Origin of the sequence: Streptomyces griseoruber (genome assembly GCF_001514205.1) — a bacterium.
In the GTDB taxonomy this organism is placed as follows: Bacteria; Actinomycetota; Actinomycetes; order Streptomycetales; family Streptomycetaceae; genus Streptomyces; species Streptomyces griseoruber.
This window is the reverse complement of the sequence record NZ_KQ948794.1, coordinates 15983-41188: the sequence shown is the minus strand read 5'-3', so window position 1 is coordinate 41188 and position 25206 is coordinate 15983. Positions and strand designations below refer to the sequence as shown.

Annotated in this window: 15 protein-coding genes and 1 pseudogene; 12 read left to right on the top strand and 4 right to left on the bottom strand. The window is 70.5% G+C overall.

What is annotated here, in order from left to right; translation table 11 throughout:
* The first annotated feature begins 34 nt into the window (after positions 1-34).
* The 3 genes and pseudogenes from AQJ64_RS43470 to AQJ64_RS51595 all read left to right on the top strand — a co-directional run.
* Complete coding sequence (locus AQJ64_RS43470; protein WP_055634263.1) at positions 35-736, top strand: response regulator; 702 nt, start codon at positions 35-37, stop codon at positions 734-736.
* Positions 737-873: 137 nt separating this feature from the next.
* Positions 874-1458, top strand: coding sequence for an Rv1733c family protein (locus AQJ64_RS43465; RefSeq protein ID WP_055634262.1), 585 nt, complete (start codon positions 874-876; stop codon positions 1456-1458).
* A 2-nt stretch (positions 1459-1460) separates the two neighbouring features.
* A pseudogene (locus tag AQJ64_RS51595) lies at positions 1461-1684 on the top strand (DJ-1/PfpI family protein); the annotation flags it as partial.
* Positions 1685-1761: 77 nt separating this feature from the next.
* On the opposite strand, the gene AQJ64_RS43460 reads toward AQJ64_RS51595, so the two are convergent.
* Positions 1762-2997, bottom strand: coding sequence for a cytochrome P450 (locus AQJ64_RS43460; protein WP_055634261.1), 1236 nt, complete (start codon positions 2995-2997; stop codon positions 1762-1764).
* A gap of 688 nt (positions 2998-3685) precedes the next feature.
* Between AQJ64_RS43460 and AQJ64_RS43455 the strand changes: the two genes are divergently transcribed.
* The 9 genes from AQJ64_RS43455 to AQJ64_RS43415 all read left to right on the top strand — a co-directional run bounded on the left by AQJ64_RS43455 (position 3686) and on the right by AQJ64_RS43415 (position 20948).
* Positions 3686-4942, top strand: a complete 1257-nt coding sequence (locus AQJ64_RS43455; RefSeq protein ID WP_157880945.1) for an MFS transporter — start codon at positions 3686-3688, stop codon at positions 4940-4942.
* Between the two features lie 87 nt (positions 4943-5029).
* Positions 5030-11629, top strand: coding sequence for a hybrid non-ribosomal peptide synthetase/type I polyketide synthase (locus tag AQJ64_RS43450; RefSeq protein ID WP_055634259.1), 6600 nt, complete (start codon positions 5030-5032; stop codon positions 11627-11629).
* Complete coding sequence (locus tag AQJ64_RS43445; protein WP_055634258.1) at positions 11626-12351, top strand: thioesterase II family protein; 726 nt, start codon at positions 11626-11628, stop codon at positions 12349-12351. Before AQJ64_RS43450 ends, AQJ64_RS43445 begins: the two co-directional genes overlap by 4 nt.
* Complete coding sequence (locus AQJ64_RS43440) at positions 12348-14018, top strand: acyl-CoA dehydrogenase family protein (RefSeq protein ID WP_055634257.1); 1671 nt, start codon at positions 12348-12350, stop codon at positions 14016-14018. Before AQJ64_RS43445 ends, AQJ64_RS43440 begins: the two co-directional genes overlap by 4 nt.
* 21 nt (positions 14019-14039) lie before the next feature.
* Positions 14040-15374, top strand: a complete 1335-nt coding sequence (gene ccrA, locus AQJ64_RS43435; protein WP_055634256.1) for a crotonyl-CoA carboxylase/reductase — start codon at positions 14040-14042, stop codon at positions 15372-15374.
* A 62-nt stretch (positions 15375-15436) separates the two neighbouring features.
* Positions 15437-16711, top strand: coding sequence for a LeuA family protein (locus tag AQJ64_RS43430; RefSeq protein WP_079062308.1), 1275 nt, complete (start codon positions 15437-15439; stop codon positions 16709-16711).
* Entirely contained in the window at positions 16695-18698 is a 2004-nt protein-coding gene (locus AQJ64_RS43425; protein WP_055634254.1) for an aconitase family protein, read from the top strand. Before AQJ64_RS43430 ends, AQJ64_RS43425 begins: the two co-directional genes overlap by 17 nt.
* Positions 18695-19714 carry an isocitrate/isopropylmalate dehydrogenase family protein gene (locus tag AQJ64_RS43420; protein WP_063788732.1) on the top strand — a complete coding sequence of 340 codons (1020 nt, stop codon included), beginning with the start codon at positions 18695-18697 and terminating at the stop codon, positions 19712-19714. The genes AQJ64_RS43425 and AQJ64_RS43420 overlap by 4 nt, the downstream gene beginning before the upstream one ends.
* Before the next feature lie 19 nt (positions 19715-19733).
* Positions 19734-20948 carry an aminotransferase-like domain-containing protein gene (locus AQJ64_RS43415; RefSeq protein WP_240512631.1) on the top strand — a complete coding sequence of 405 codons (1215 nt, stop codon included), beginning with the start codon at positions 19734-19736 and terminating at the stop codon, positions 20946-20948.
* A gap of 139 nt (positions 20949-21087) precedes the next feature.
* Here AQJ64_RS43415 and ccrA (AQJ64_RS43410) read toward each other — a convergent pair whose 3' ends face one another.
* The 3 genes from ccrA (AQJ64_RS43410) to AQJ64_RS43400 all read right to left on the bottom strand — a co-directional run bounded on the left by ccrA (AQJ64_RS43410) (position 21088) and on the right by AQJ64_RS43400 (position 25166).
* A complete protein-coding gene (ccrA, locus tag AQJ64_RS43410) occupies positions 21088-22428 on the bottom strand; it encodes a crotonyl-CoA carboxylase/reductase (RefSeq protein ID WP_397808047.1) in 1341 nt (446 codons plus the stop codon).
* Positions 22429-22514: 86 nt separating this feature from the next.
* Positions 22515-23708, bottom strand: a complete 1194-nt coding sequence (locus AQJ64_RS43405; RefSeq protein WP_079062307.1) for a cytochrome P450 family protein — start codon at positions 23706-23708, stop codon at positions 22515-22517.
* A 27-nt stretch (positions 23709-23735) separates the two neighbouring features.
* A complete protein-coding gene (locus AQJ64_RS43400; RefSeq protein ID WP_059203527.1) occupies positions 23736-25166 on the bottom strand; it encodes an MFS transporter in 1431 nt (476 codons plus the stop codon).
* Positions 25167-25206: the final 40 nt, after the last annotated feature.

Genomic DNA, 25206 nt, shown 5'->3' with positions numbered 1-25206 from the left:
CGGTCTGTCCGCCGCCGGGCAACGAGGGGTCGCCATGCCAGAGCCACGTACCTTCACCGAGCAGAACCCGATCCGGGTGTTCCTGCTGGACGACCACGAGGTCGTCCGTCGTGGCCTGGCCGACCTGCTCGACGCCGAGCCCGACATCACGGTGATCGGCGATGCCGGCACCGTCGACCACGCGCTGGCCCGGGGCCCCGCGCTGCGCCCCGACGTCGCCGTCCTCGACGTGCGGCTGCCGGACGGCAACGGCATCTCCGTCTGCCGTGAACTGCGCAGCCGGATGCCGGAGCTGGCCTGTCTGATGCTGACCTCCTTCGACGACGAGGAGGCCCTCCTCGACGCGATCATGGCCGGGGCCTCCGGGTACGTCCTCAAGCAGATCAAGGGGGCCGACCTCGTCTCGGCCGTCCGCACGGTGGCCTCGGGCCAGTCGATGCTGGACCCCGCGACCACGGCCCGTCTGATGCGCTCGCTGCGCACGGAACCCGCGGACACACCGTCCGTTCCTGCCGAACTCTCGGGTCTCTCGCCACGGGAGAAGGACATCCTGGCCCTGATCGGCGAGGGCCTCACCAACCGCGAGATCGGCGGGAAGCTCTACCTGTCGGAGAAGACCGTCAAGAACCACATCTCCCGCCTCCTGGCCAAGCTGGGTGTGCAGCGCCGCGTCCAGGCGGCGGTCCTCGCCTCCCACCTGGAGCAGCCGGACACCGGCCAGTCCCGCGGCAGGTGAGGAACGGGCCCCTCGGCCGTCGCCGCGGGGGCCCAACGGCCCCACCGTGCCGGCCCGTTGGCCTCTGCCTCCGGCGTGCGCCGATCGGGCACCGTACCCACGTGGACCGAGACAGAGGCGCCCGAAGGAGCGGACCCATGCCGAAGCGGAAGAGCAGGATGTGGTGGTGGCGCTGGCGGCGCAATCCCCTCAGGCGCCGCTCCGATGTGTTCGAAGCATGGGCCGGCGTGGTGGCCGTGATGGTGGTGCTGCTCACGGCTCCCGTGGTGGGTGTGACGGCAGCGGGCGCGGCCGAGCGATCCGCGCTCGACCAGGGCCGGGGCCTGCACCACGTCAGCGCGCGGCTCCTCGAGGACGCCACCGCGATCCCGTCCCGGTTCTCCGGGACGGCGGGCGGCGAAGGGGCCCGGGCGACCGTGCGCTGGACCACGTCCGACGGCTCCTCCGCATCCGGCAGGGCCTCGGTCGCGGCGGACAGCCGAGCGGGGTCGCACACCACGGTGTGGCTCGACGACGCCGACCGCATCCAGCCCGCGCCGCCCACACCGGCTCAGGCCGAGGCACAGGGGGCCGCCCTGGGAGCGGCCTCGGGCGTGGGTACCGGTGTGCTGGTGCTGGGCGCCTGGTGGGTCGTACGCATGCGGCTGGACGCCCGCCGGAGTGTGTGGTGGGACCGTGCCTGGGCGGCGTTCGACACGCCTCAGGGGCACCGGCAGGCGTAGCCCACGCCCCGCGCGCGGAGCGCCTGGTGTCCGTGTGCACCGGCGCGATCCCGCTCGCCGCGGCCGGGCTGCTCGACGGCCGCCGGGTGACGACCCACTGGGCCTACCGCGACACCTTCGCCCGCGACCACCCGCCGTCCGGGTCGACCGTGATCCGGTCCACGTCCGGGACGGCGGCGTCCGCACCTCGGCGGGCGTCACCTGCGGCATCGGCCTGGCGCTCGCCGCACTCCGCCGGGGGTCGGAGAACGGATCCGGGCCGTGGCGGCCTGTGCCGTCCTCGCCCCGCACACGGACGACGCCTCACCACACCACCGGGAGCTCGAACACCCCGTAGACGTTCATGCGGTGGCGGAAGTCCAGCTGTTCCAGAGGCTTGGTGACCCGCAACCGGGGAAGGCGCCGGACGATGCCCGCGAGTGCCGACTGAAGCTCCAGCCGGGCGAGGGGAAGCCCCAGACACTGGTGCACGCCAAAGCCGAAGGCCAGGTGTTGACGCACCGGGCGCCTGACATCCAGCCGGTCCGGATCGTCGTAGAAGCGCGGGTCGCGGTTGGCCGCGGCCAGCTGGATCAGGATGCCTTCGCCGGCCCGGATGGTGACGCCGCCCATCTCGATGTCCTCCGTGGCCACCCGCGGCAGCCCGGTGTGGATGACGGTCTGATACCGCAGCAGCTCCTCCACGGCCCCCGGGACCAGGGCGGGATCTTCGCACAACGCCGCCCACTGGTCCGGGCGCTCCAACAGGTTCAGCACACCGATACCGATCATGTTGGCGGTGGTCTCGTGCCCGGCGACGAGGAGCACGGCGGCCATGCCGACGACCTCGTCATGGCTGAGGTGTCCCGGCGTTTCCTGTTCGGCGACCAGCCTGCTCAGCAGGTCGTCGGCCGGCCGGCGCCGCTTGTGGACGGCCAGCCGGTCGAAGTAGCCGCGCAGTTCCTCACGGGCGGCGAGAACCGACTCGAGCCCGGCGGTCTGGTCGAGCATCAGACGGCTCTGCTCCTGGAAGAACTCGTGGTCCTGGTACGGGACACCGAGCAGCTTGCAGATCACGAGCGAGGGCAGGGGCAGTGCGAAACCGCCCACCAGGTCGGCAGGTGAGCCGGCGGCGATCATGTCGTCGAGCAGCCGGTCCACCATGGCGTCCACCTCGGAGCGCATCCGTTCCATGCGCTTCACGATGAACTCCTGGGTGAGCATGCGGCGTTGTCTGCTGTGCTCGGGCGGATCCATGCGCAAGAAGCCGACCGGCAGATCCTGGTTCTGCTGGAGCTTCTGAACCGGGGAGATGAACGGAAACCCCGGGCGGTGCAGATCCGCGCTCAGCCGGGGATCGCGCAGCGCCTGTCGCGCGTCGGCGTACCGCGTGATCACCCAGGGGCGGCTGCCGTCCCAGAGCGTGACCCTGGCGACGGGACGTTCCTCGCGCATCTCACCCACCAGCGGCGGCAGAGCGAGCGGGCACCCGGCACGGACGGTGGGGTACGCCGGCGCGGCATCGGCGCCGGTCGACTCGGCAGTGTCGGTCGTCGTCATGCGGAGTTACCTCCAAGTCGTGGGCTTCCTGACAATGCCTTGCCGAACAAAACGCCATGACCGGCACCCCTGACCGCTGCCGACACCGGCCCCTGCCGCCATTCGCCCGGGGATCCATATTCCGCCGCATGCGCAACAAGCAGGAAATTCCGCGAAATCTGCGTCTCGGGAAGCGGGGGCACATTGACGACTCACCGCCGACCCCCGTCCGCCCCATCCACAAGAAGCTAGGCAGTGGCCATTCGATCTGTCAAGGCAGATATCAATGCGTGCATTGCACACCCGCACCCCACTTGTCCGGATTGTTGAATTTTATCGAATACGTGCGACTCCAATATCCTGTACCAAGTCTTTACGCATGAATTTGGCATGACCGGGAACACGGGCGCGGCACGTGCGGGGCGGAAGCCGGCATTTAAGTGTTGACGGCATCGAGTCGTTCGGTTACGTTCGGTCCGGCTTGTTTAACGGGGAAACGGGGATGACAAGTGACTGGCCGAAGCATTCTCTCGCTCCCGGCTGCGAGAACATTCGCCCTTCTGTAGGGCACTTTCCGCACAGGCGCCGCCTTTCTCCTCTTCTGAAACGGGGAGATGTGAACAGTGCGCGGTATCCGGTCACCTTTGTCCATAGGACGCACGGAGGGATATCCAGTGTTATCTGCTCCTGATTTAAGGGGAGCCGGCGGGTGACGGCACGAGCTGCGACCGCCATGCCGAACCGGGCGCTCCTGCTGGCACTCAGCCTGGGCGCATTCAGTATCGGCACCGACAGTTTCGTCATCAATGGCCTTCTTGAACGTATCGCGGCGGACCTGGATGTCACGGAGTCCAGCGCCGGACAGCTCGTCAGTGTCTTCGCTCTCGTCTACGCGTTGAGCGCGCCGGTTCTTGCCGCGATCACGGGCACACTGCGCCGGAAGCAGTTGCTGCTGGTCGCCATGGTCGCGTTCGTGGCGGCCAACGCGCTGGGGGCCGTAGCCCCCAACTACGCGGTCCTCATGATGTCCAGGCTGGTCGCAGCGCTGGGGGCCGGCCTGTACATCCCCTGCGGCATGGCCATCACCGTCGGCATCACGCCGGAACGACGACGTGGCCGCGCGATCGCCCTGGTGGCGGGTGGCATGTCTGCCGCCACTGCCCTGGGCGTGCCGATCGGCACCCTGGTCGGCACGGTGGGCAGTTGGCGAACGACCCTGGTGCTGGTGGCCGCCCTGGCGGCGCTGGCGGTGGTCGTCCTGGCCGTGGCCCTGCCCCAGGTGCCGACTCCGCCGGCCGTCACCGTCCGAGAACGGCTCGGAGTCGCGACGCATCCAGGTGTCCTGGTCGCCCTGCTGTCCAACTCCCTTGCTTGCGCGGGGGTGTTCAGCGTCTTCACGTACATCGCCCCCCTGACCACCACGACCACGGAGGTGGATTCCAGCGGGGTGAGCGCCTACCTGCTGGTGTGGGGTGTCGCCGCCGTGCTGGGCAGCGCCGTCGGGGGCCGCGCCGCCGACGCCTTCGGCGGTCAGCGTGCCTACCTCGCGGCCACGGCGGTCCTCTTCGGCGGCCTGCTCGCCCTCACGATGCTCACGCTGCTCGAGCCAAGCGGTTCCGCCGTCAACCGCGCCCTGTTCGGGCTGGCCCTCGCCGTGATCAGCATCGCCTGCTGGGCGCTTCCCACCGCCCAGAACCACCGCATCGCAGGCCTGGACAGCCCGGCTCCGACCGTCGCGCTCTCCCTGAACAGCTCTTCCTCGTATCTGGGGGCGGCGGTCGGCGGTGCGGCCGGAGGGCTCGCACTCCGGGACGGATCGATGACCGGCCTGATGCTGACCGGAAGCGCCATCACGCTGCTGGCACTGCTCGTCCTGGCAGCCACCGCCCGCCTGCTCCGGAGCGGAGCTCCGGTCATCGCCGAGGACACTCCGGCGTCCCGGACGGATCTCCCGTCCGCCGACTGATCCGCCACCCGGCAACGACTCACACCTTCACCCTCTCGGGCATCGCGTACTGGACAGGGCGGTAACGCCTAGATCATGGAGATATGTGTGCATCCGACCGAAGACGAGACAGCGCAGCAGCCCGCCATCGACGCCGAGGACGAACTGAGCGAGATCTGGCGGGAGGTACTCAACCTCGAGCTCGTCGACGCAGACGACGGTTTCTTCGAGCTGGGAGGCGACTCCCTGCTGGCCACGCAGATCGTCACCCGCATCCGGGAACGGCTGGACGTCGACCTTCCGGTGCGCGACATCTTCGTCCACCCCACCCTGCGCGAGCTGACGGAAGCCGTCCGCAGGAGCGCGGCGACGAAGCCGACGGCCGGCTCTCCCCCGCCGGTCGGGCCGTCGCCGATCGGGCCGTCGTCGGCCAACCCCCTGTCGGTCAACCAGGAACAGATGTGGTTCCTGCACAAGCTCTCCCCGCGCGACCCCGTGTACAACAGTTCCCGCAGCATCCGCGTGCGCGGCGACCTCGATCTCGACCTGCTCGAACAGGCGCTGACCGAGGTGCACGCCCGGCACGAGATCCTGTGGACCACCTATCCCGAGGACCACGGCCGGCCCACGACGGTCCTCCATCCGCCCGGCCCGGTGAGGATCACCCGGGTCGATCTCTCCGGCCTTCCGGCAGCGGACCGGGACGGCGAACTTCAGCGGCTGATCGCAGCGGAGCTCGCCCGGCCGTTCGTGCTCTCGGAGCTTCCGCTGGAACGGTGGACGGCGTTCACGCTGGGACCGCGGGAGCACGAACTGCTGGCCGTCGGACACCACATCGTGCACGACAGCTGGTCGTTCTCCGTGCTGCTGCGTCAGGTCGAGGAGCTCTACAACGCCCGCCTGAGCAGTGTGGAGCCCCCGCCGCGCCCCCTGGCCCCGGAGTACGGCGCGTACGCCCGAAGCCAGCGGCGGGCGTTGGAGTCTCCCGCCATGCGAGAGCACCGGGCGTACTGGCGCGACCATTTGTCGGGGCTGCCCGGTCTGCTCAACCTGCCGACGGACAGACCCCGGCCGCCCGTGCAGTCGCACCGGGGAGGAAGAACGGCGAGCGAGGTGCCCGCCACGCTGATGCCGGCCCTCGACGCCGTCTGCCGTAAGCAGGGCGTCAGCAGCTTCATGGTGCTGTACGCGTGCTTCGTCGGGCTCCTGCACCGCTACAGCGGGGACACCGACATCTGCGTCGGCAGTCCGCTCGCCAACCGCCGGACCCGAGAGGAGGAGGAGCTGGTCGGGCTGGTCATGAACACGGCCGCCCTGCGCACCCGGCTCACCGGGGAAACGACGTTCGAGGAGTTGCTGCGCCAGACGCGGGAGATCGTGCTGGACGCCGCGGCGCACCAGGCCTGCCCCCTGCCGGTCGTGATCGACGACCTCGGCGTCCCCCGGACGCCCTCGCACGCACCGCTGTTCCAGAGCATGATCACCGTGCATGACGACAGCAGCCGGGGACCGCGGTTCGGCAGCGCCGAATCGGTGATCGCCGAGCCGTTCAACGGGACGTCGAAGTCCGATCTCGGCCTGATCGTGGCACCCCGCGTCAGGGCCCGTGACGAGGGCGCCCCGGCGGAGGGTGCCGCGACCGAGGGTATCGCGCTGATCTGGGAATACAACGCGGACCTGTTCGATGCGGCGACCGTCGACGGGATGGCTGCGGCCTTCCTCCAACTGCTGGCTCACGCGCTGGCCGAACCGGGCACGCCGATGGGCGGGCTCCGGCTGGCCGACGACGAGCGGGTGGACCGGATCCTGCGGGAGTGGAGCGTCCCCGGGGCGCTCGACAGCACCGGGCAAGCCTCCGGGGAACCGTTCCTGCCGGTTCACCGCAGGGTCGAGATGCGAGCCCGGCTGGAGCCCGGCAAGCCCGCCCTGGTCCAGGCCGGACGGTCGGTGACGTACGGCGAGTTGGAGCGTGATGCCGACCGGCTCGCCCGCAGGCTCCACGCACTGGGGGCGAGCGCCGGGACAGTGGTCGCGATCTGCCTCCCTCCGGGCCCCGATCTCGTGCTGTCCGAACTGGCGGTGCTCAAGACCGGAGCCGCGTTCCTCCCGATCGACCCGGGACATCCGCAGGCCCGGGTGGCGGCGATGGCCGAGGACGCCGATGTCCTTGCGGTGATCACCGACGACCCGGGGCGAGAGCGGTTCGCGGGCAGGACCTGTCTCGGGGTCCTGGCGACCGAGGAGGACGGGGCGCCCGCGGACACCGGCCCGTTCGGGGCGGCGGTCTCCGCCGATGACACCGCGTACATCATGTTCACGTCCGGCTCGACCGGACGTCCCAAGGGAGTCGAAGTCCCCCATCGCGGGCTGAGCAACCTCGTGTCCTGGTATGTACGGGAGTACGCGCTCACCGCCGAGGACAACGCCACGTCCGCCTTCTCCCCGGGTTTCGACGCCACCCAGCTGGAGATCTGGCCGTCCCTGGCGGTCGGCGCCACCCTGCACTTCCCCGACCGGGCCGTCCTGCTGGTCCCGGCCGACCACCAGAGGTGGCTGCGGGAGCGGTCCATCACGCTCACCACCCTGCCCGTGGCCCTGGCCACACCCCTGCTGGGCCAGGCCTGGGACGCCGACACCGCGCTGCGGCTCGTGGTCACCGGCGGCGAGCGGCTGACCGCGCGTCCGCGCCCGGGAACTCCGTTCCGCCTGATCAACGTGTACGGCCCCACCGAGACGACCGTGCTCACCACGGTCGGGACGGTCGCGGCCGAGGGCACCGCGCACGGGGAACCGACCATCGGCCGGCCGATCACGGGAGCAGCCGCCTATGTGCTGGACGCGCGGCTCCGGCCGGTGCCCGCCGGCGTGGTCGGCGAGGTCCACATCGGTGGCGCCGGCGTGGCCCGGGGATACCTGGGCGACCCCGAGTTGACCAGGGAACACTTCGTACCGGACCCGTTCTCCCCGGTCCCCGGTGCCCGCATGTACCGGACCGGCGACCTGGCCCGGTTCCGCCACGACGGCGAGATCGAGTTCATCGGGCGGGCCGACGAACAGGTGAAGGTACGGGGATACCGGATCGAACTCGGTGAGATCGCCTCCGTTCTGCGCGCCCATGACCTGGTGCGCGATGCCCATGTCGTCGTCCGCGCCCCGGCACAGGCACCGGACTCCGCGTCCGGCTCGGCTCACCACCAGCTCGTCGCCTATGTCGTCCCGCAGAGCACGGCGGCGGAGGTCGACCGGGACCTGTTGCGTGGCCATGCCGCGCGCAGCCTGCCCGCCTACATGGTGCCCGCCTCGTTCGTGCCGCTGCCGGAGCTGCCGCTCACCCTCAACGGGAAGGTCGACGTCGCCCGCCTGCCGGATCCCGGCGGACCGCGCACCGCTCCGGCGGCCGGGGGGCGCACCGGCACCCTGGTCGGGGAGATCACGGCGATCTGGTGCGATGTCCTGCAACTGTCCCATGTCGGCATCGACCAGAGCTTCTTCGACCTGGGCGGGCACTCCTTGCTGCTCGCCGAGGTGCACCACCGCCTGGAGGCGGAGCTCGGCATCTCGGTCCCGCTCATGGCCCTCTTCGAGTTCCCGACGGTGGGTTCGCTCGCCGCCCACCTGAACGGCGTACCGGCCACGGCGCCGCGTGTCGGGAACCACGGCCGGGAGGAGGGCCGGGCGATCGCGTCCGAGCCGATCGCCGTCGTCGGCATGGCCGGGCGCTTCCCGGGCGCCGCGGACATCGGCGCGTTCTGGGAGAACCTGCGAGCCGGGGTGGAGTCCATCACTCCGCTCGGCCCGGTCGGCCCCGACGGGGAGGGGCTCACCGCCTTCGGGCTGCTGGAAGGCGCCGCCGAGTTCGACGCCGAGTTCTTCGGCTACTCCCCGCGCGAGGCCCTTCTGATCGATCCTCAGCAACGGGTCTTCCTGGAGGTCGTGCACACGGCGCTGGAGGACGCCGGGCTGGTCCCGCAGGCGGGCGGACCGTCCGTCGGCATCTTCGCCGGCGGGAGCATGACCACGTACTACTCCGTCCTGCGCTCCCAGCGTGCCCGGCTGCCGTTCGCCGACGACTGGGAGTTCCGGCTCGCCGCCGGACCGGACCATCTGACCACCCGCCCCGCCCACAAGCTGGGGCTGAGCGGCCCCGCGGTGACCGTGGCCACCGCCTGTTCCACCTCGCTGACCGCCATCCACCTCGCCGCGCAGTCCCTGAAGTCCGGTGACTGTGACGTGGCCGTCGCCGGCGGTGCGGGCATCCGGCTGCCGCTGCTCCCCGTGCGCTACAGCGAAGGCGGCCCGTTCGCGGTCGAGGGTCATGTCCGGGCGTTCGACGCCGACGCGTCGGGGATCGTGGGCGGCAGCGCGGCCGCGGTCGTCGTCCTCAAGCGGCTGTCGGACGCGGTGGCCGCCGGCGACCACATCCACGCCGTGGTCCGCGGCTCGGCCGTCAACAACGACGCCGGCGAGAAGATCGGCTTCACCGCGCCGAGCATCGAGGGTCAGACCCAGGTGGTACGGGCCGCGCACCTGGCGGCCGGGATCGAACCCGACTCCGTCGGCTACGTCGAGACCCACGGCACCGGCACACCCCTGGGCGACCCGATCGAGGTGGCCGGTCTCACCAGGGCGTTCCGGGCGGGAACCGACAAGCGGGGGTTCTGCTACATCGGCTCGGTCAAGACCAACATCGGGCACACCGACTCGGCCGCCGGCGTCGTCGGATTCATCAAGGCCGTCCTTGCCGTGGAGAAGGGGGAGATCCCGCCCAGCCTCAACTTCGAGAAGCCGAACCCACAGATCGACTTCGCCGACAGCCCCTTCGTGGTCAACACGGAACTGCGCGAGTGGCAGCAACCGGAGGGTACCCGGCGGGCCGGGGTCACCGCACTGGGCATCGGCGGTACCAACGTCCACGTGATCGTGGACGAGCCGCCCGCCCTGCCCCGGCCCGCCCCCGCCGCGGCCGGACCCGAGGCGCTGCCGCTGTCGGCCCGCTCCGAAGCCGCCCTGGACGACCTGACGGCAGCCACCGCCGACCGGCTGGCCGCCGACCCGCAACTGCCGCTGGCGGACGTGGCCTTCACCCTCCAGCAGGGCCGCCGCACCTACCCGCACCGGCGTTTCGTGGTCGCCCAGGACACCGCCGACGCCGCCCGGACCCTCAGGGCACGCACCGCGCGCCGGGTCCTGACCTCTTCCGCGGTGCCCAAGGACCGCCCGGTGGCTTTCATGTTCCCGGGCCAGGGCGGTCAGCACATCGGCATGGCCCGCGACCTGTACGAGCACGAGCCCGAGTTCCGCCGACACCTCGACGAGGCGTGCGAGGCCGCGCTCGACCGGCTGGGCCTGGATCTGCGCACCCTCATCCACCCCGATCCCCAGGACCCGGCGGCCCTGGCGGAGGCGGAGCGGCGGATCAACTCCATCACGGTCGCGCAGCCGGCGGTGTTCGTCATCGAGTACGCGCTGGCCCGCCTCTGGCGGCACTGGGGCATCCGGCCCAGCGCCCTCGTGGGCCACAGCCTCGGTGCCTACGCGGCCGCCTGTGCCGCCGGCGTCTTCTCCCTGGAAGACGGGGTCGGTCTGGTCGGCACGCGGGGGCGGTTGCTGCAGACCGTGGAGCCCGGTGCCATGCTCGCCGTCCGGCGGCCGGAACAGGAGGTTCTGCCGCTGATGCCGGACACCGTCACCGTGGCGGCGGTGAACGGTCCCGGGCAGGTGACGGTGTCCGGACGGGAAGCCGACATCGACCTGTTCGCCAAGACGCTGACGGACCGGCGGATCGACTTCCGCAAGCTGCGCATCTCGGGCGCCGGACACTCACCACTGGTGGAGTCGATCCTGGACGAGTTCCACGCGACCGTGGCCGGGATCAGGCTGGCCGAGCCGACGGTGGCCGTCGTGTCCGACATGACCGGCACCTGGGTACGGCCCGGACAGCTGACCGACCCGTCGTACTGGACGGCGCACATGCGCCGGGCGGTCCGCTTCGGGGACGCCGTGTCCACCCTCCTGGAGGATCCCGACCGCATCCTGCTCGAGGTCGGTCCGGGCATGACCCTGACCACCCTGTCCCGGCAACACCCCGAACTGACCGAGCACCAGCTGGTCATCCAGTCCCAGCCGCATCCGACCGATCCCAGCTCCTCCCTGGCCGTCGCACTGGAGGCGCTCGGCAGGCTCTGGCTGACCGGCGCCCCCGTCGACTGGGGCCGGGTACGGGAGGGGCGGTCGGCACGGCGGCGGGTCAAGCTGCCCGGACATCCGCTGTACCGGCGGCACTATCTGGTGGAGCCTGCGGAGTCCGCCCCGGACGGCACGGCCACCACAGCCGCCGCGGCCGGCGTCGTCCCGTCCGTCCCGGACGCGTGGATGGGCCGCGCGCCACGGACCGGCGGCAGCGGGGGCACGGCCGGGGCCCGGGAAGCCGGCCGGGCCGGTGCCCCGGACGACCCGGCCGCGGCGGGCACGCCCACCCAACTGCGTATCACCCAGACCTTCCGGGAACTGCTCGGCCTCGACGAGGTGGAGCCGTCCGACAGCCTCTTCGACCTGGGCGGCGACTCCGTGCTGGCCACCCGGCTGGCGGCATGGCTGCGGGACAGCTTCCGGATCCAGCTGGAGACCCGCGAGGTCTTCACCCATCCCACCGTCACCGCCCTGGCGGAGCTGACGGACCGACGCATCGCGGAGAGTGATCGACAGTGACTACCCGCTCACCCTGGCTGCTGTGCCGGCACAAGCGGCCACAGGCACGGCTGCGCCTGTACTGCTTTCCGCACAGCGGCGGTTCACCGGGCGAGTACCTGCGCTGGGCGGACCACCTGCCCGACGTGGAGGTCTGGGGCATCCAGGCCCCCGGCCGCGGATCCCGGATCGCGGAGCCGCCCGTCACCTCGGTCCAGGCGTTCGTCGACGGGCTCCTCGACAGCACCGAGTTCATCGCCCCCTTCGTGTTCTTCGGGCACAGCCTCGGTGGCCTCACCGCCTTCGAGACGGCCCGTGCCCTGCGGGCCGCGGGCCGCCCGCTGCCCGAGCGGCTGGTGCTGTCCGCGTACCCGGCGCCCCATCTGAACCATCCGCGCAGCCCGTTGCACACCCTGGGCGACGACGAGCTGCTCGCCGCGATCGACGAGCGCTATGGCGGTCTGCCGGACACCCTGCGCCAGGATCCGGGGCTCGTACCGCTCGTGGTGCCGGCCTACCGCGCCGACTTCACCCTCTTCGAGACATACAAGCACGAGCCCCAGCCGCCCCTCGACATCCCCCTGTCCGTGCTGGGCGGGGAGAGCGACCTGACGACCCCGCTGCTGCCCGAGTGGCGTCAGCACACCAGCTCGGACTGCACCCTGCGGCTGCTGCCGGGCGGACATTTCTATCTGCGGGAACGGCCGGAGGACTTCATGAACGTGCTGCGGAGGCTGGTATGACCTCGACCATCCTGCGGGAGATGATCCATGGCCGGCTCCCCTGGGAGGAGTTGCGCAGCGTCCCCCGGCAGTCACCGGCGGACCGCCTGGCCGGTGACGAGGCGGTGGCCCTGCTGGAGAAGGTACTGGACGAGCACCTCGACGCCCTCGCCCTCGACCACGACGAACGGATGCCCGACGCCCTGGTGCGTGCGCTCACCGACGGGGGTTTCCTGGCGATGTCGCTGCCCCGGCAGGACGGCGGTCTCGGGCTGTCCGAGTACAGCGCGTTCCGGGTCTACGAGGCGGCCGCCCACCGCTCGCCGGCTGTCGGCATGCTGCTGTCGGCGCACAACTCGATGGGGCCGGGCACCTATCTGCGCGCCCTGCCCGAAGGCCCGTTGCGCACTCTCCTCGCCAAGCACCTGGCCGCCGGGTCGCTGTCGGCGATCGCCAGTACGGAACCCGAGGGCGCCGCGAACTCCGACCGGTCCGCCGGCGCGCGCCGCACGGAGGACGGCACCGGGTACCTGCTCAACGGCGAGAAGGTGTTCATCAGCAACGGTTCTCGCGCGCGGCTCGTCGCCGTGACCGCGACCGTCGAGGACAGCGGCGGCCAGGTCGGCCTGTTCTTCGTCGAGGTGCCGACGCCGGGCTTCGAGGTGGTCGCCGAGCACGAGTACATGGGGCTGCGCGGTGCGCCGTCCGCCCATCTGCGGATGACCGACGTGTTCGTCCCGGTGGAGCACACGGTGTCCGCGCACGCCGAGTGGCGCAGCGCGTCCCCGTTCGCGGAGCTGCACACCGTGGCGCGGATCTATCTGATCAGCGCGCCCTCCATGGCGATCGCGCGGCGGTGCCTCGACTGGTCCCGGTCCTTCGTGGCCGGACGCCGGGTCGACGGCAGGCCCCTGGCCGACTACGAGGCCGTCCAGCGGATGATCGCCGCGTCGGCGGCGGACGTCTATGCCATGGACAGCGCGGTGCGCCGGGCGCTCATCGGCACCGAGGCCACGGAGTCCCAGTGGGAGCGGGACGCGCTGAAGAACATCACTTCGCTGTCCGGGTGGCGGGTGGCCGACCGCGCGGTGTCGCTGTGTGCCGCCCAGGGGTTCGAGACCGCGCGCAGCAAGGCGGCGCGGGGTGTCCCCGCCTACCCCGTGGAGCAGGCCCAGCGGGATCTGCGCGGGCTGCGGATCGGCGGTGGCGTGGACTTCAACCTCGACCGCGTGCTGGCCGCGCGCATGCTCGCCACCTACTACCGGGGTGGACCGGAGCGGAACCCGGGCGGCGAACGGCCGACGCCCGACGCGCTCGAGACGGGCGCGCTGTCGGAAGCCAACCGTGACCACCTGACCGCCCTCGTCCAGGACGTACGACGACTCGGCGAGGTCTGCGCGGAGCTCACCGGCAGTACGCCGGCCCCTGAGCTCCTCGCCCGTCAGGAGACGCTGATCGCCGTCAACCGCATCGTCACCGAACTCTTCACGACGGCCGTGGTCCTGGCCCGCGCCGCGTGGAGCGACGACGAACCGCAGGCCCAGGATCTGGCGGCGGTCCACTGCCATGGCGCACGCCGCCGCCTGACGCCCCTGTGGGACCAGGTCTCGCAGCAGCTGCCGGAGGCCTACGGACGTCTGTCCCGGGCCTGGATGAGCGGGGCACCGACCGACCTGCTCACTCCCTGACGACTCATGTGGAGGACTCGTATGACCAGCCTCACCGACGCCGTGCTGGCCGGAGCCGACGGCGCGGAACTCCTGCGGCACCCCGTTCCCGACGACTTCCGGGCCGCCTTCATCCGGGAGGAGGACAGCGCGATGTTCGCCGACGTGCGCGACAAGGACGTACGCAAGTCGCTGCACGTCGGTGCCGTCCCGATGCCGGAGCTCGCCCCGGACGAGGTGCTGATCGCCGTGATGGCCAGCGCCATCAACTACAACACCGTCTGGTCGGCCACCTTCGAGCCGATGCCGACCTTCGGGTTCCTCAAGCACCTCGCCGCGAAGGGCGGCTGGCACACCCGGCACGATCAGCCCTATCACGTGCTCGGGTCGGACGCCGCGGGCGTCGTCGTGCGCGCCGGGTCGGCCGTCGTCGGCTGGCAGCCCGGCGACCATGTGGTGGTCGCCACCGGGCACGTCAACGACCAGGAGCCGGCCAGCCACGCCGACAGCATGCTCAGCGACCATCCGCGCGCCTGGGGGTTCGAGACCAACTTCGGCGGCCTCGCGGACTACTCGGTGGTCCGGGCCAGCCAGTTGCTGCCCAAGGCCGCGCACCTGAGCTGGGAGGAGGCGGCGTCCAACCCGCTGTGCGCGGCGACCGCCTACCGCATGCTGGTCAGCGACAAGGGCGCCCGGATGAAGCAGGGCGACGTGGTGCTGATCTGGGGTGCCAGCGGCGGTCTCGGGGCGTACGCCGTGCAGTTCGTGCGCAACGGCGGTGGCACGGCCGTCGGTGTGGTCGGTTCGCCGGAGAAGGCGGAGATCGTCCGCAGGCTCGGCTGCGACGTCGTCATCGACCGCACCGAGATCGAGCAGGGGTCCCCCGGCTCGCTGGGGACGCCGGCGGGGTGGAAGCGGATGGGCAAGGCGATCCGCAAGGCCGTCGGCGAAGACCCGCACATCGTCTTCGAGCACGTCGGCCGGGCCACCTTCCCCGCCTCCGTCTTCCTCGCCCGACGCGGCGGGACCGTGGTCACCTGCGGTTCCAGCACCGGGTACCACCACGAGTTCGACAACCGCTACCTGTGGATGAACCTCAAGCGGATCGTCGGCAGCCACGGCGCCAATCTGCACGAGCAGTGGGAGACCAACCGGCTGATCAGCCAGGGCAGGGTGGTGCCGGCGCTGTCCACGGTCTACGGCCTGCACGAGGTGGGCGAGGCGGCGCGCAGTGTCCAGACAAACCGGCACATCGGCAAGGTCGGCGTCCTGTGTCTGGCCCCGGAGCCGGGACTCGGCGTCACCGATCCCGCCTTGCGCGAACGGGTCGGCACCGACCGCCTGAACCTGTTCCGTTCCACGGCGGGCGGCCGCTGATGGGCCCGAACCGCTTCCGCACCGACCGGTGAGTGCCCCCACGACACGACTCGGAGACCACCATGAGCGGAACAGAGCACGATCAATCGACTCCCACGGCCGATGTGTGGTTCACCTGGAACGGCGTCGGGACCGAGGAGGAAGCGCAGGACATCCCCGCCGAGTCCGCGTACTCCGGGATCCTGTTCGACGAGACGCTGAGGGACGGCCTCCAGGCCCCGCACATCCACAATCCGTCTCTGGAGCAGAAGCTCGCCATCGTCGACCACATGTCCCGGTCCGGAGTGCGCTCCGCGGACCTGGGCTTTCCGGGCTCGGGCGCGGCCGCCGTCGAGGAGTGCACCGAGTTGGCGCGGCACATCGCCGCAGGCGGCCTGGCTCTGACGCCCGGTTTCGCGGGCCGCACCCATCCGTCGGACATCCACGCGATAGGCGAGGTCGGACAGCGGGCCGGGGTGGCGGTCGAGGCGTACGTCTTCATCGGCGTCAGCCCCATCCGGCAGTACGTCGAGGACTGGGACATCGAGCTGATCAGGTCCGCCATCCGCACGTCGGCGGCGGAATGCCGGCGCGAGAACGTGGAGTTCGTCCTCGTGCTGGAGGACGCGGTCCGGTGCACTCCGCAGGTGCTGGGCAGCGTCTACGACGTGGCCGTGGAGACGGGGACCCGGCGGCTGACCCTGTGCGACACGGTCGGTGCCGCGGTGCCGACCGGGACCGAAGCCCTGATCCGGTGGACCCGGCGGTACTTCGCCGACCGCGGTCATGCCGTGGAGCTGGAGTGGCACGGGCACAATGATCGAGGTCTGGCCCTGGTCAACTCGCTCACCGCGCTCGCCCTGGGCTGCGCGCGCGTTCACGGCACCGTCCTGGGTGTCGGAGAGCGGGCGGGCAACGCCTCCCTCGACCAGCTCATGATCAACAGCCATCTGGACGGCCACCACACGTACGACCTGACAGCCCTGCGCGAGTACTGCGAGTACGCCGCGCCCGTGCTCGGCGTCGACATCCCGCAGAACTATCCCGCGATGGGGCGTGACGTCTTCAAGACCAGTGCCGGTGTACACGCCTCCGCGATCCTCAAGGCCCATGAGAAGGGCAGCGTGGCGCTCAAGGACAGCGTGTACGCCGGAGTTCCGGCCGCGCTGCTCGGCCGTGAGCAGGAGGTCCTCATCGACGCGGCCTCCGGCGCGAACAACGTCAAGTACTGGCTGACCCTGCATGGCCACACGACGGACGACGCCACCCTGATCAAGAAGGTGCTGGAGCGGGCGAAGGCCAGCCGCACGCCTCTGGGCGACGAAGAGATAGGACAGATCATTGCCACGGCAGGATGAGCCCGCGGGGTACGGCCCCGACCGCACGATCAGGCTCCGCGGTAACGTCCTCGTCCTCACCGAAGACCCCGGACTGGTCGCCGCGCAGCTCGAGGGCGACAGCGTCCTCACGCCGGCGCAGCTCCTGCGCCGCCCCCTCAGGAACAGCATCTCGACGGACGAGATCATCCCCGGATGGTGCTGCTACTGGTACGACGAGAAACTGGGCGACTACGCCTACCTGGGGCTGCGCGACCGACGGTTCGGCGAAGGCGCGGTGAGGGCGTTCGCCCCGCAGATCATCGTCAGCGGTGAGACGAAGGGCAGCGGCTCCTCCAGGGAGCATGCCGTGTACGCCGAGAAGTACTCCGGGGTCGAGATCGTCTTCGCTCGCTCCTTCGAGCGGATCTACCAGCAGAACTGCCGTAACGTCGGCATCGTCACCTGCGACGACTTCGACGTCCTCGCCGCGCTCCTGGCCGGCGAGGAACTTCCGCTGGAGGCGTTCACACGGAGCGCCAACGACCTGGAACGAGCCATCATCGATCTCGGTGGCCTGTTCGGCTTCAACCGCGGACATGACGGCGGAGCACGGTCCGCGATCCGGTCGGTGTTCGCGGGGGGCCGGCCGCTCAACATCGTCGAGAAGATCATCAGCAGCCGGCTCTCGCCCCGGAATCCACTGCCCGCCGGCGCGAGCGTGCGGGTCGGCGAGTCCTACTTCGTCCGAAGCGACGTCAGGTTCTCGCACGAATACGTCACGCCCATGGCGGCCGGCATGTTCGCGCAGCAGTTCGGCGAGGAGGCCACGCTTGCCGATCCGGACTCCTGCTACTTCTTCCAGGACCACCTTTCGCTGGCCGAGCAGGTACTGACCCGGCGTCCACGCGGCCCGGAACTCATCGAACGGGTGCACGGCCTCGGCCGTCGGCAACAGGAGTTCGCCGCGCTCGGCGGAGGACACTTCATCGGCCCCTCCGACACCGGGGGCAGCCGCGCCATCTGCCACAACTACATCGTGGAACACGTCGCCCGGCCCGGCGACGTCATCATCGGCACCGACAGCCACACGTGCACGGCCGGCGCCGTCGGCGCCTTCGCGTTCGGCGTCGGCGCGACCGACATCGCGAACGCCTGGTACAACCGCGAGATCCTGGTCAAGGTCCCCGCGGTGATCAAGATCAACCTGCTGGGGCAGCTCCGCCAGGGTGTGTGCGCGAAGGACCTCATGCTGGCGCTGCTGAGACACCCGATGATCGAGGGGAGCCAGACCCTGGGCAGGGTCCTGCTCTTCGCCGGTCCCGGCAGCGCCACGATGAACATGGACGAGCGCGCCACGTTGTGCAACATGGCGGTGGAGGCCGGGGGCATGACCGCCCTGTTCGAACCGGACGAGGTGACGCACGCGTATCTGGCGGAGCGCCCGCGGACGTCCCGTGAGGCCACCGCGGTGGCGCCGGCCTCGGACGAGGACGCCACGTACGGGGTGGTCGTCGACATCGGGTTGGCCGACGTCGAACCGATGGTGGCGCTCCCCGGAGATCCCAGGAACGCCGTCCCGCTCGCCTCGGTCCACGACGAGGTCAAGGTCGACAAGGTCTACGGCGGGTCCTGCACGGGCGGCAAGGCGTACGACATGGACATGTACGCGAGTGTCTTCGAGCTGGCCCGGTCACGGGGCATGGCGGTGCCCGAGGGGGTACAGGCCTATATCCAGGTCGGCAGCGAGACCGTCATGAAGTACGCCGTCGAGCGCGGGTACATCACGCTGTTCGAAGACGTCGGTGTCCAGGTGCTGCCACCGTCCTGCGGGGCGTGCATCAACGCCGGCCCGGGCGTCTCCGAGAGCCCGGCCGAGGTCACGGTCAGCGCGCAGAACCGCAACTTCCCGGGACGCTCGGGGCCCGGCCAGGTGTATCTGGCCTCGCCCTATGTCGTGGCCGCCACGGCGATCTCGGGGCGCCTGACCTCGGTCGAAACGATGCTGGGGACGGAGGCGGGCCGGTGAGGATCGCGGTGGTTCCCGGAGACGGGATCGGTCAGGAGGTCATCCCGGCGACCTTGCCGGCCCTCACGGCGCTCAGCGAGGCCTTCGGCCTGGGCATCGACTACGACGTCTTCGACTGGGGAGCCGACCAGTGGCTCGCCACCGGCACCGGACTGCCGCCCGGGGCGATCGACCGTCTCGCCCGCGACTACGGAGCCGTCTTCCTGGGAGCGCTCGGCGACCCGCGCATCCCGGACATGGCACACGGCCGCGACATCCTGCTCGGCCTGCGCAAGGGGTTGGACCTGTACGTCAACCACCGTCCGATCGTGCTGGAGCACGGTGTCATCGACCTCTACCGCGAGAACACACAGGGACTGTACGCGGGTGTCGGCGGTTCGATCACCCGCTCGGGAACGGTCACCGTGGCCATCGACGAATGCGTGTACACGCGGGAGACCGTCGAGCGCTTCGTCCGTTTCTGCCTCGCTCGCCTTCGCCGGCGCGGCCACCGCAAGGTGACCCTGGTGCACAAGTCCAACGCCGTGCCGAACACCGGAACCCTCTGGCAGGACGTGTTCCGGCGCGAACTGGAGGCCTTCCCCGAGCTGACCGGCTCCGAGGAGTACGTGGACTCGTTCTGCTACCACCTGGTCCGCGATCCGACGCCGTACGAAGGCGTCCTGGCGTCGAACCTCTTCGGTGACATCATCAGCGACATCGGCGCGGCCCTGATGGGAGGCCTGGGGCTCGCGGCAAGCGCCAGCATCTGCCCCGAGAGCGACTTCGCGCTCTTCGAACCCGTTCACGGCAGTGCCCCCGACATCGCCGGGAAGGGGACGGCCAACCCGTATGCCGCAGCCATGTCACTGGGGTTGCTGCTCGACCATTTCGGCCATGCCGACGCCGCCGCCCTCCTCCGGTCCTGCGTGACGGAGACGGCCGGCGGCGAGGCGGCGACCCCGGACCTCGGAGGGAAGGGAGGCACACAGCAGTTCATGGACCAGGTGATGACCTTGCTCGAGCAGAAGCTGTAGAAGCGACGAACGGACCACCGTGACATCCACGAACATACGGGTTCCACCTCCCGGCCTCGCCGCCCGAGCGACGTCCGCGAACGGATCGGTCATCCGTGAGGCGCTCGCGCTGACTGCCCGGCCCGAGGTCATCTCCTTCGCCGGCGGACTCCCGGCCTCGGAATTTCTCGACGTCGAGGAGATCCGGGCGGCCTATGACCGGGTACTGAGAGAAACCCCGCATCGGGTGCTGCAGTACTCCACCACCGAAGGCGACCCGAACCTGCGGGAAGCGATCGCGGCCCGCTTGTCCCGGCAGGGCCTGCCCAGCCGTCCGGAGGACCTGGTGATCACCACCGGGGCCCAGCAGGCTCTCGCACTGCTGACCACCACGCTGCTCGATCCCGGTGACGTGGTGGTGGTCGAGAATCCGACCTATCTCGCGGCCCTTCAGTGCTTCGGCTACGCCGGCGCGCGCGTCGTCCCCGCGCCGACGGACGAACGGGGAATCGTGATCGACGCCCTGGCGGACATCGCCGCGAAGGAACGTCCTCGACTGCTCTACCTCGTACCCAACTTCCAGAACCCCACCGGGCATTCCCTTCCGGCGGAGCGGCGTCACGCCGTGGCACGCCTCGCCGCGGAACACGGATTCCGGATCGTCGAGGACGATCCCTACGGCGAACTGCGGTTCCGCGGCGAACCACTGCCGCGCATCGCGGCCTACGCGGAAGCCTCGGACCGGACCGTGCTGCTCGGAAGCCTGTCGAAGGTCCTCGCCCCCGGGATGCGACTGGGCTGGCTGCGTGCACCGGCGGCACTCTGCCGCTCGTGCGTACTCGCCAAGCAGGCGCTCGATCTGCACTCGTCGACGGTCGATCAAGCCGCCGCCGCGCAGTACCTGGGGGAACACGATCTGGACGCGCGCCTGGTTCCCGCGAGGGCCGCATACCGGGAGCGCTGCGAGGCGATGCTCGCGTCCCTTCCGCACGCCCTGCCCCGAGGCAGCACATGGAGCCGTCCCGACGGCGGGATGTTCGTCTGGGTGCGGCTGCCGGACGGATACGACACAGGAGCCCTGCTGCCCGACGCCGTCCACCACGGAGTCGCCTACGTTCCGGGGGCTCCGTTCTTCGCCGGTCCGGGCGATCCCGCGACCTTGCGCCTGTCCTTCGCCACGCACCGTCCGAAGGAGATCGAAACGGGCGTGAAGAGGCTCGCGCGGGTGTTCCGCTCGAACTCCCACCCCGCGTGAGGCAAGTCGGGCGCCGGTGATCACCTACGGCGCCCGCACCGCGCGGGAGCGCGGTCCCGGGAGGGCGCGGTTCGAGCGGTGAGGACCGCTCGAACCGCGCAGCCGTGGGGACGCGGATGTGGGGGGCCGGTCGCCGGGATCAGCCGGTCCGGAAGCGGTTGATGGCCGGCTCGTGTCGGGACCGCAGGTCGGGGTCGGTGACGCCCAGGCCCTCCCGGGGGGCCAGGCACAGGACGCCGACCTTGCCGTGGTGGCGGTTGCCGTGGACGTCGGCCACCGCCCGGCCGACCTCGGTGAGCGGGTAGGTGCGGGAGAGCGTGGGGTGGATGCGGCCCTTGGCGACGAGGCGGTTGGCCTCCCATGCCTCGCGGTAGTTGGCGAAGTGGGAGCCGATGATCCGCTTGAGGTGCATCCAGAGGTAGCGGTTGTCGAACTCGTGCCGGTAGCCGGAGGTGGACGCGCAGGTGACGACGGTCCCGCCCCTGCGGGCGACGTAGACCGAGGCACCGAAGGTCTCCCGGCCCGGGTGCTCGAAGACGATGTCGACGTCCTCGCCGCCCGTCAGCTCGCGGATCCTGCTGCCGAGGCGCTTCCACTCCCTGGGGTCCTGGGTGTGTTCGTCCTTCCAGAAGCTGTAGTCCTCCGCGCTGCGGTCGATGATCGCCTCGACGCCCATCGCGCGGCAGATCGCCGCCTTCTGTTCGCTGGAGACCACGCAGATCGGTGTCGCGCCGCCCGCCAGCGCGTACTGGGTGGCGTACGAGCCGAGTCCGCCGCCCGCGCCCCAGATCAGCACGTTGTCGCCGACCTTCATGCCCGCGCCGTTGCGCGAGACCAGTTGGCGGTAGGCCGTGGAATTGACCAGGCCGGGTGCGGCCGCCTCCTCCCAGGTGAGGTGGGCGGCCTTCGGCATCAGCTGGTTGGCCTTCACCAGCGCCAGATGGGCCAGACCGCCGAAGTTGGTCTCGAAGCCCCAGATCCGCTGCTCGGGGTCCAGCATCGTGTCGTCGTGGCCCGCCGCGTCCTCGAGCTCGACGGACAGGCAGTGCGCCACGACCCGGTCACCGGGCTGCCAGCGGCGTACGCCGGGGCCGGTGCGCAGCACCACCCCGGACAGGTCGGAGCCGATGACGTGGTAGGGCTGGTCGTGCCGCGCGGCCGGGCCTCCGGTGCGCGCGTAGCGTTCGAGGAAGGCGAAGGTCGGCACGGGCGAGAACAGCGCGCTCCACACCGTGTTGTAGTTGACGGAGCTCGCCATGACGGCGATCAGGGCCTCGCCGGGGCCGGGCTCGGGGGTCGGGACGTCGCTGATGTGCAGGGCCTTCGCGGGCTGCCGGTCGGTGACCGGCAGTCCGTCGAACATGTGCTGTTCGTCCTTGAAGAGCACGGCGGCTCGATAGGACTCCGGTACCGGCAAGGACGCGAAGTCGCGTGACCTCGCGTCCGGCGACTCGATCGCGGCGACCAGGTCGGCTATCACCACAGACTCCTGTCGGTTTCGTCGGGGAGGGGCTCGGGGTCCGCGGGTGGTGGCCGGGGCGGTCCCGGCCACCACCGCGGTCGTGTCTACTGGTTCAGCTTCACCGGGAGTTCGGTCAGGCCGCGCATGACCAGCCCGGGCCGCCACTTGAGGTCGGCCGACGGGTCCAGGCGCTCCATCTTGGGGAAGCGCTCCAGCAGTTGGCGGAAGGCGATGTGGGCCTCCAGCCGGGCCAGCGGGGCGCCCAGGCAGTAGTGCATGCCGTAGCCGAAGGCCATGTGCTGGTTCGGGCTGCGCTCGGCGTCGAAGGTCATCGAGTCCGTGAAGACCCGCTCGTCGCGGTTGGCCGACAGCAGTGAGATCAGGACGAGTTCACCCTCCTCGATGACCTGGCCGCCGAGTTCCAGGCGCTCGGTGGCGACCCGGAAGCTCGCGCCGGGCACCGGGCTCTCGAAGCGCAGGAACTCCTCGACGGCCCCCGGTATCGCCTCGTGGTCGGCCCGCAGGCCCTCGGCGAGTGCGGGATCGGCGAGCAGCAGGGCCGTGCCGTTGCCGAGCAGGTTCACGGTGGTCTCGTAGCCGGCGATGATGAGCAGGAAGCACATCGAGGTCAGCTCGTTCTCGGCGAGTCGGTCCTCGTCGTCCCGGGCGGAGATCATCGCGGACAGCAGCTTGTCGTCGGGCTCGGCCCGCTTCTGCTCGACGAGGTCGCGGACGTAGTGGACGAACTCGGTGACCACGTCGACGGGGAAGTTCTGGGTGCCCACTCCGGCGAGATACGCGTTCGACCAGGTGCGGAACCGCTCGTGGTCGGTGACGGGCACGCCGAGCAGTTCGCAGATCACCTGCATCGGCAGCGGGTAGGCCAGGTCGCGGATGGCGTCCGGGTGCTCCTGGACGGCCATCTTGTCGAGCAGGTCGCTGGTCATCTGCTCGATCATCGGCCGGAGCCGTTCGATGCGCTTGGCCGTGAACACGGAGGAGACCAGCCGCCGCAGCCGGGTGTGGTCGGTGCCGTCGACCCGCAGCATGTGGGTGCCCATGCTGGCCCGGATCTCGGCGGGCAGGACGTCCTTGGCGACGATCCGGGTGCCGATCCGGTTGGACAGCCGCGCGTCGCCGAGGCCGGCCCGGCAGTCGGCGTACCGGGTGACCAGCCACAGCGGCACCCCGTTGGGCAACTCGACCTGGAACAGGGGGCGTTCCTCACGCAGCTGCTCGAACAGCTCGTGCGGGGACTTCACACCGTACTGGGCGTAGAGGTCGGTGAAGGTGACCATGTGTGTGCGCTCCTTGTGGAAGGGGTGTCAGTCGAGAGCCGGCTGCCTGGCGGCGGCGGGGGCGGGGGCGGGCGGTGCGAGCGCGGGGATGCCGAGGGCCACCGCGGCGCCGGCCAGCAGGACCGCGACGCAGATCCACAGACCGGGGATCATCGCGTCGGTGAAGGCCGCCGGCGAGAGGTAGGTTCCGCCCCGGCCGGTGAAGACGGTGGTGAGGACGGCGATGCCCAGGGCACTGCCGATCTCGCGGACGGTCGCGTTGGTGCCGGACGCCTTGCCGATGTCCTGCGGCTGGACCGAGCTCACCACCACCACGGCGCTCGGCGCGAAGATCAGACCGGTGCCGATGCCGCACAGCATGTACGGCGCCACCATCTGCCAGTCGGCGGTGCCCGGGTCGGAGATCAGCGCGCACCAGGCCAGCCCCAGGGCGGCGAGTCCCAGCCCGGCGGCGATCAGCCTGCCGGGGCCGACCCTGGGGATGAGCTTGCCCGCGTACGGTGCGCAGATCGTCGGCATGACGGCCCACGGCAGGGTCCACAGACCGGCCACGAACGGCGAGTGGTGCCGGGCCACCTGGAGGTACTGGGCAAGGAAGAAGATCGAGCCGAACAGGCCGAAGAACACGGCCAGGGAAGAGAGGTTGGCCAGGGTGAAGCCACGACTGCGGTAGATGCGCAGCGGCAGCAGCGGCTGGGCGGCCCGGCGCTCCCACAGGACGAAGCCCACCAGCAGTACGGCTGCCGAGATGTACATCCCGAGCACGCGGGCGGAGGTCCAGCCGTACTCGCTGCTGTCCACGATCGCCCAGACGAGGGCGAGCACCCCGGCGGCGCCGAGCAGCAGCCCGAGAAGGTCGAGTCGGGCCGCTTCGCCGCGGCTTTCGGTGTGGACGCGCAGCACGAGCGGCACGGCGATGAGGCCGATCGGGACGTTCAGCCAGAACAGCCAGTGCCAGCCGATGCCGGTGGTGACGGCGCCGCCGATCAGCGGGGCGACGCCGACCGCCAGGCTGCTGATGCTGGACCAGACTCCGATCGCCAGGCCCCGCTTCTCCGGCGGCACGGCCAGGGTCAGCATCGTCAGCGACAGAGGCAGTACCGCGGCCGCGCTCATGCCCTGGAGGGCGCGCAGGGTGATGAGTGCCGCCGTCGAGGTGGACAGCGCGCAGCCGACCGAGAACAGCACGAACAGCGAGAGCCCGGAGACGAACACCTTGCGCCGTCCGTACCGGTCGCCGAGGCCGGCCGCGACCAGCAGCAGGCTTGCGAAGCCCAGGATGTAGCTGTTGGTGACCCACTGGAGGCCCTGGACCGAGGCGCCCAGGTCACGTCGGATGGACGCCAGGGCGTTGGTGACCACCAGGTTGTCCAGGGCCACCATGAACATCGGCAGGGACACGGCCAGGACGGTCAGTCCGAACGACGGTCGTGCCGGGGTGGCCGGTTCGTTTGCCATACACGTTCTTTCTGTGTTGAGGGGGGAATCGCCGGCGAAG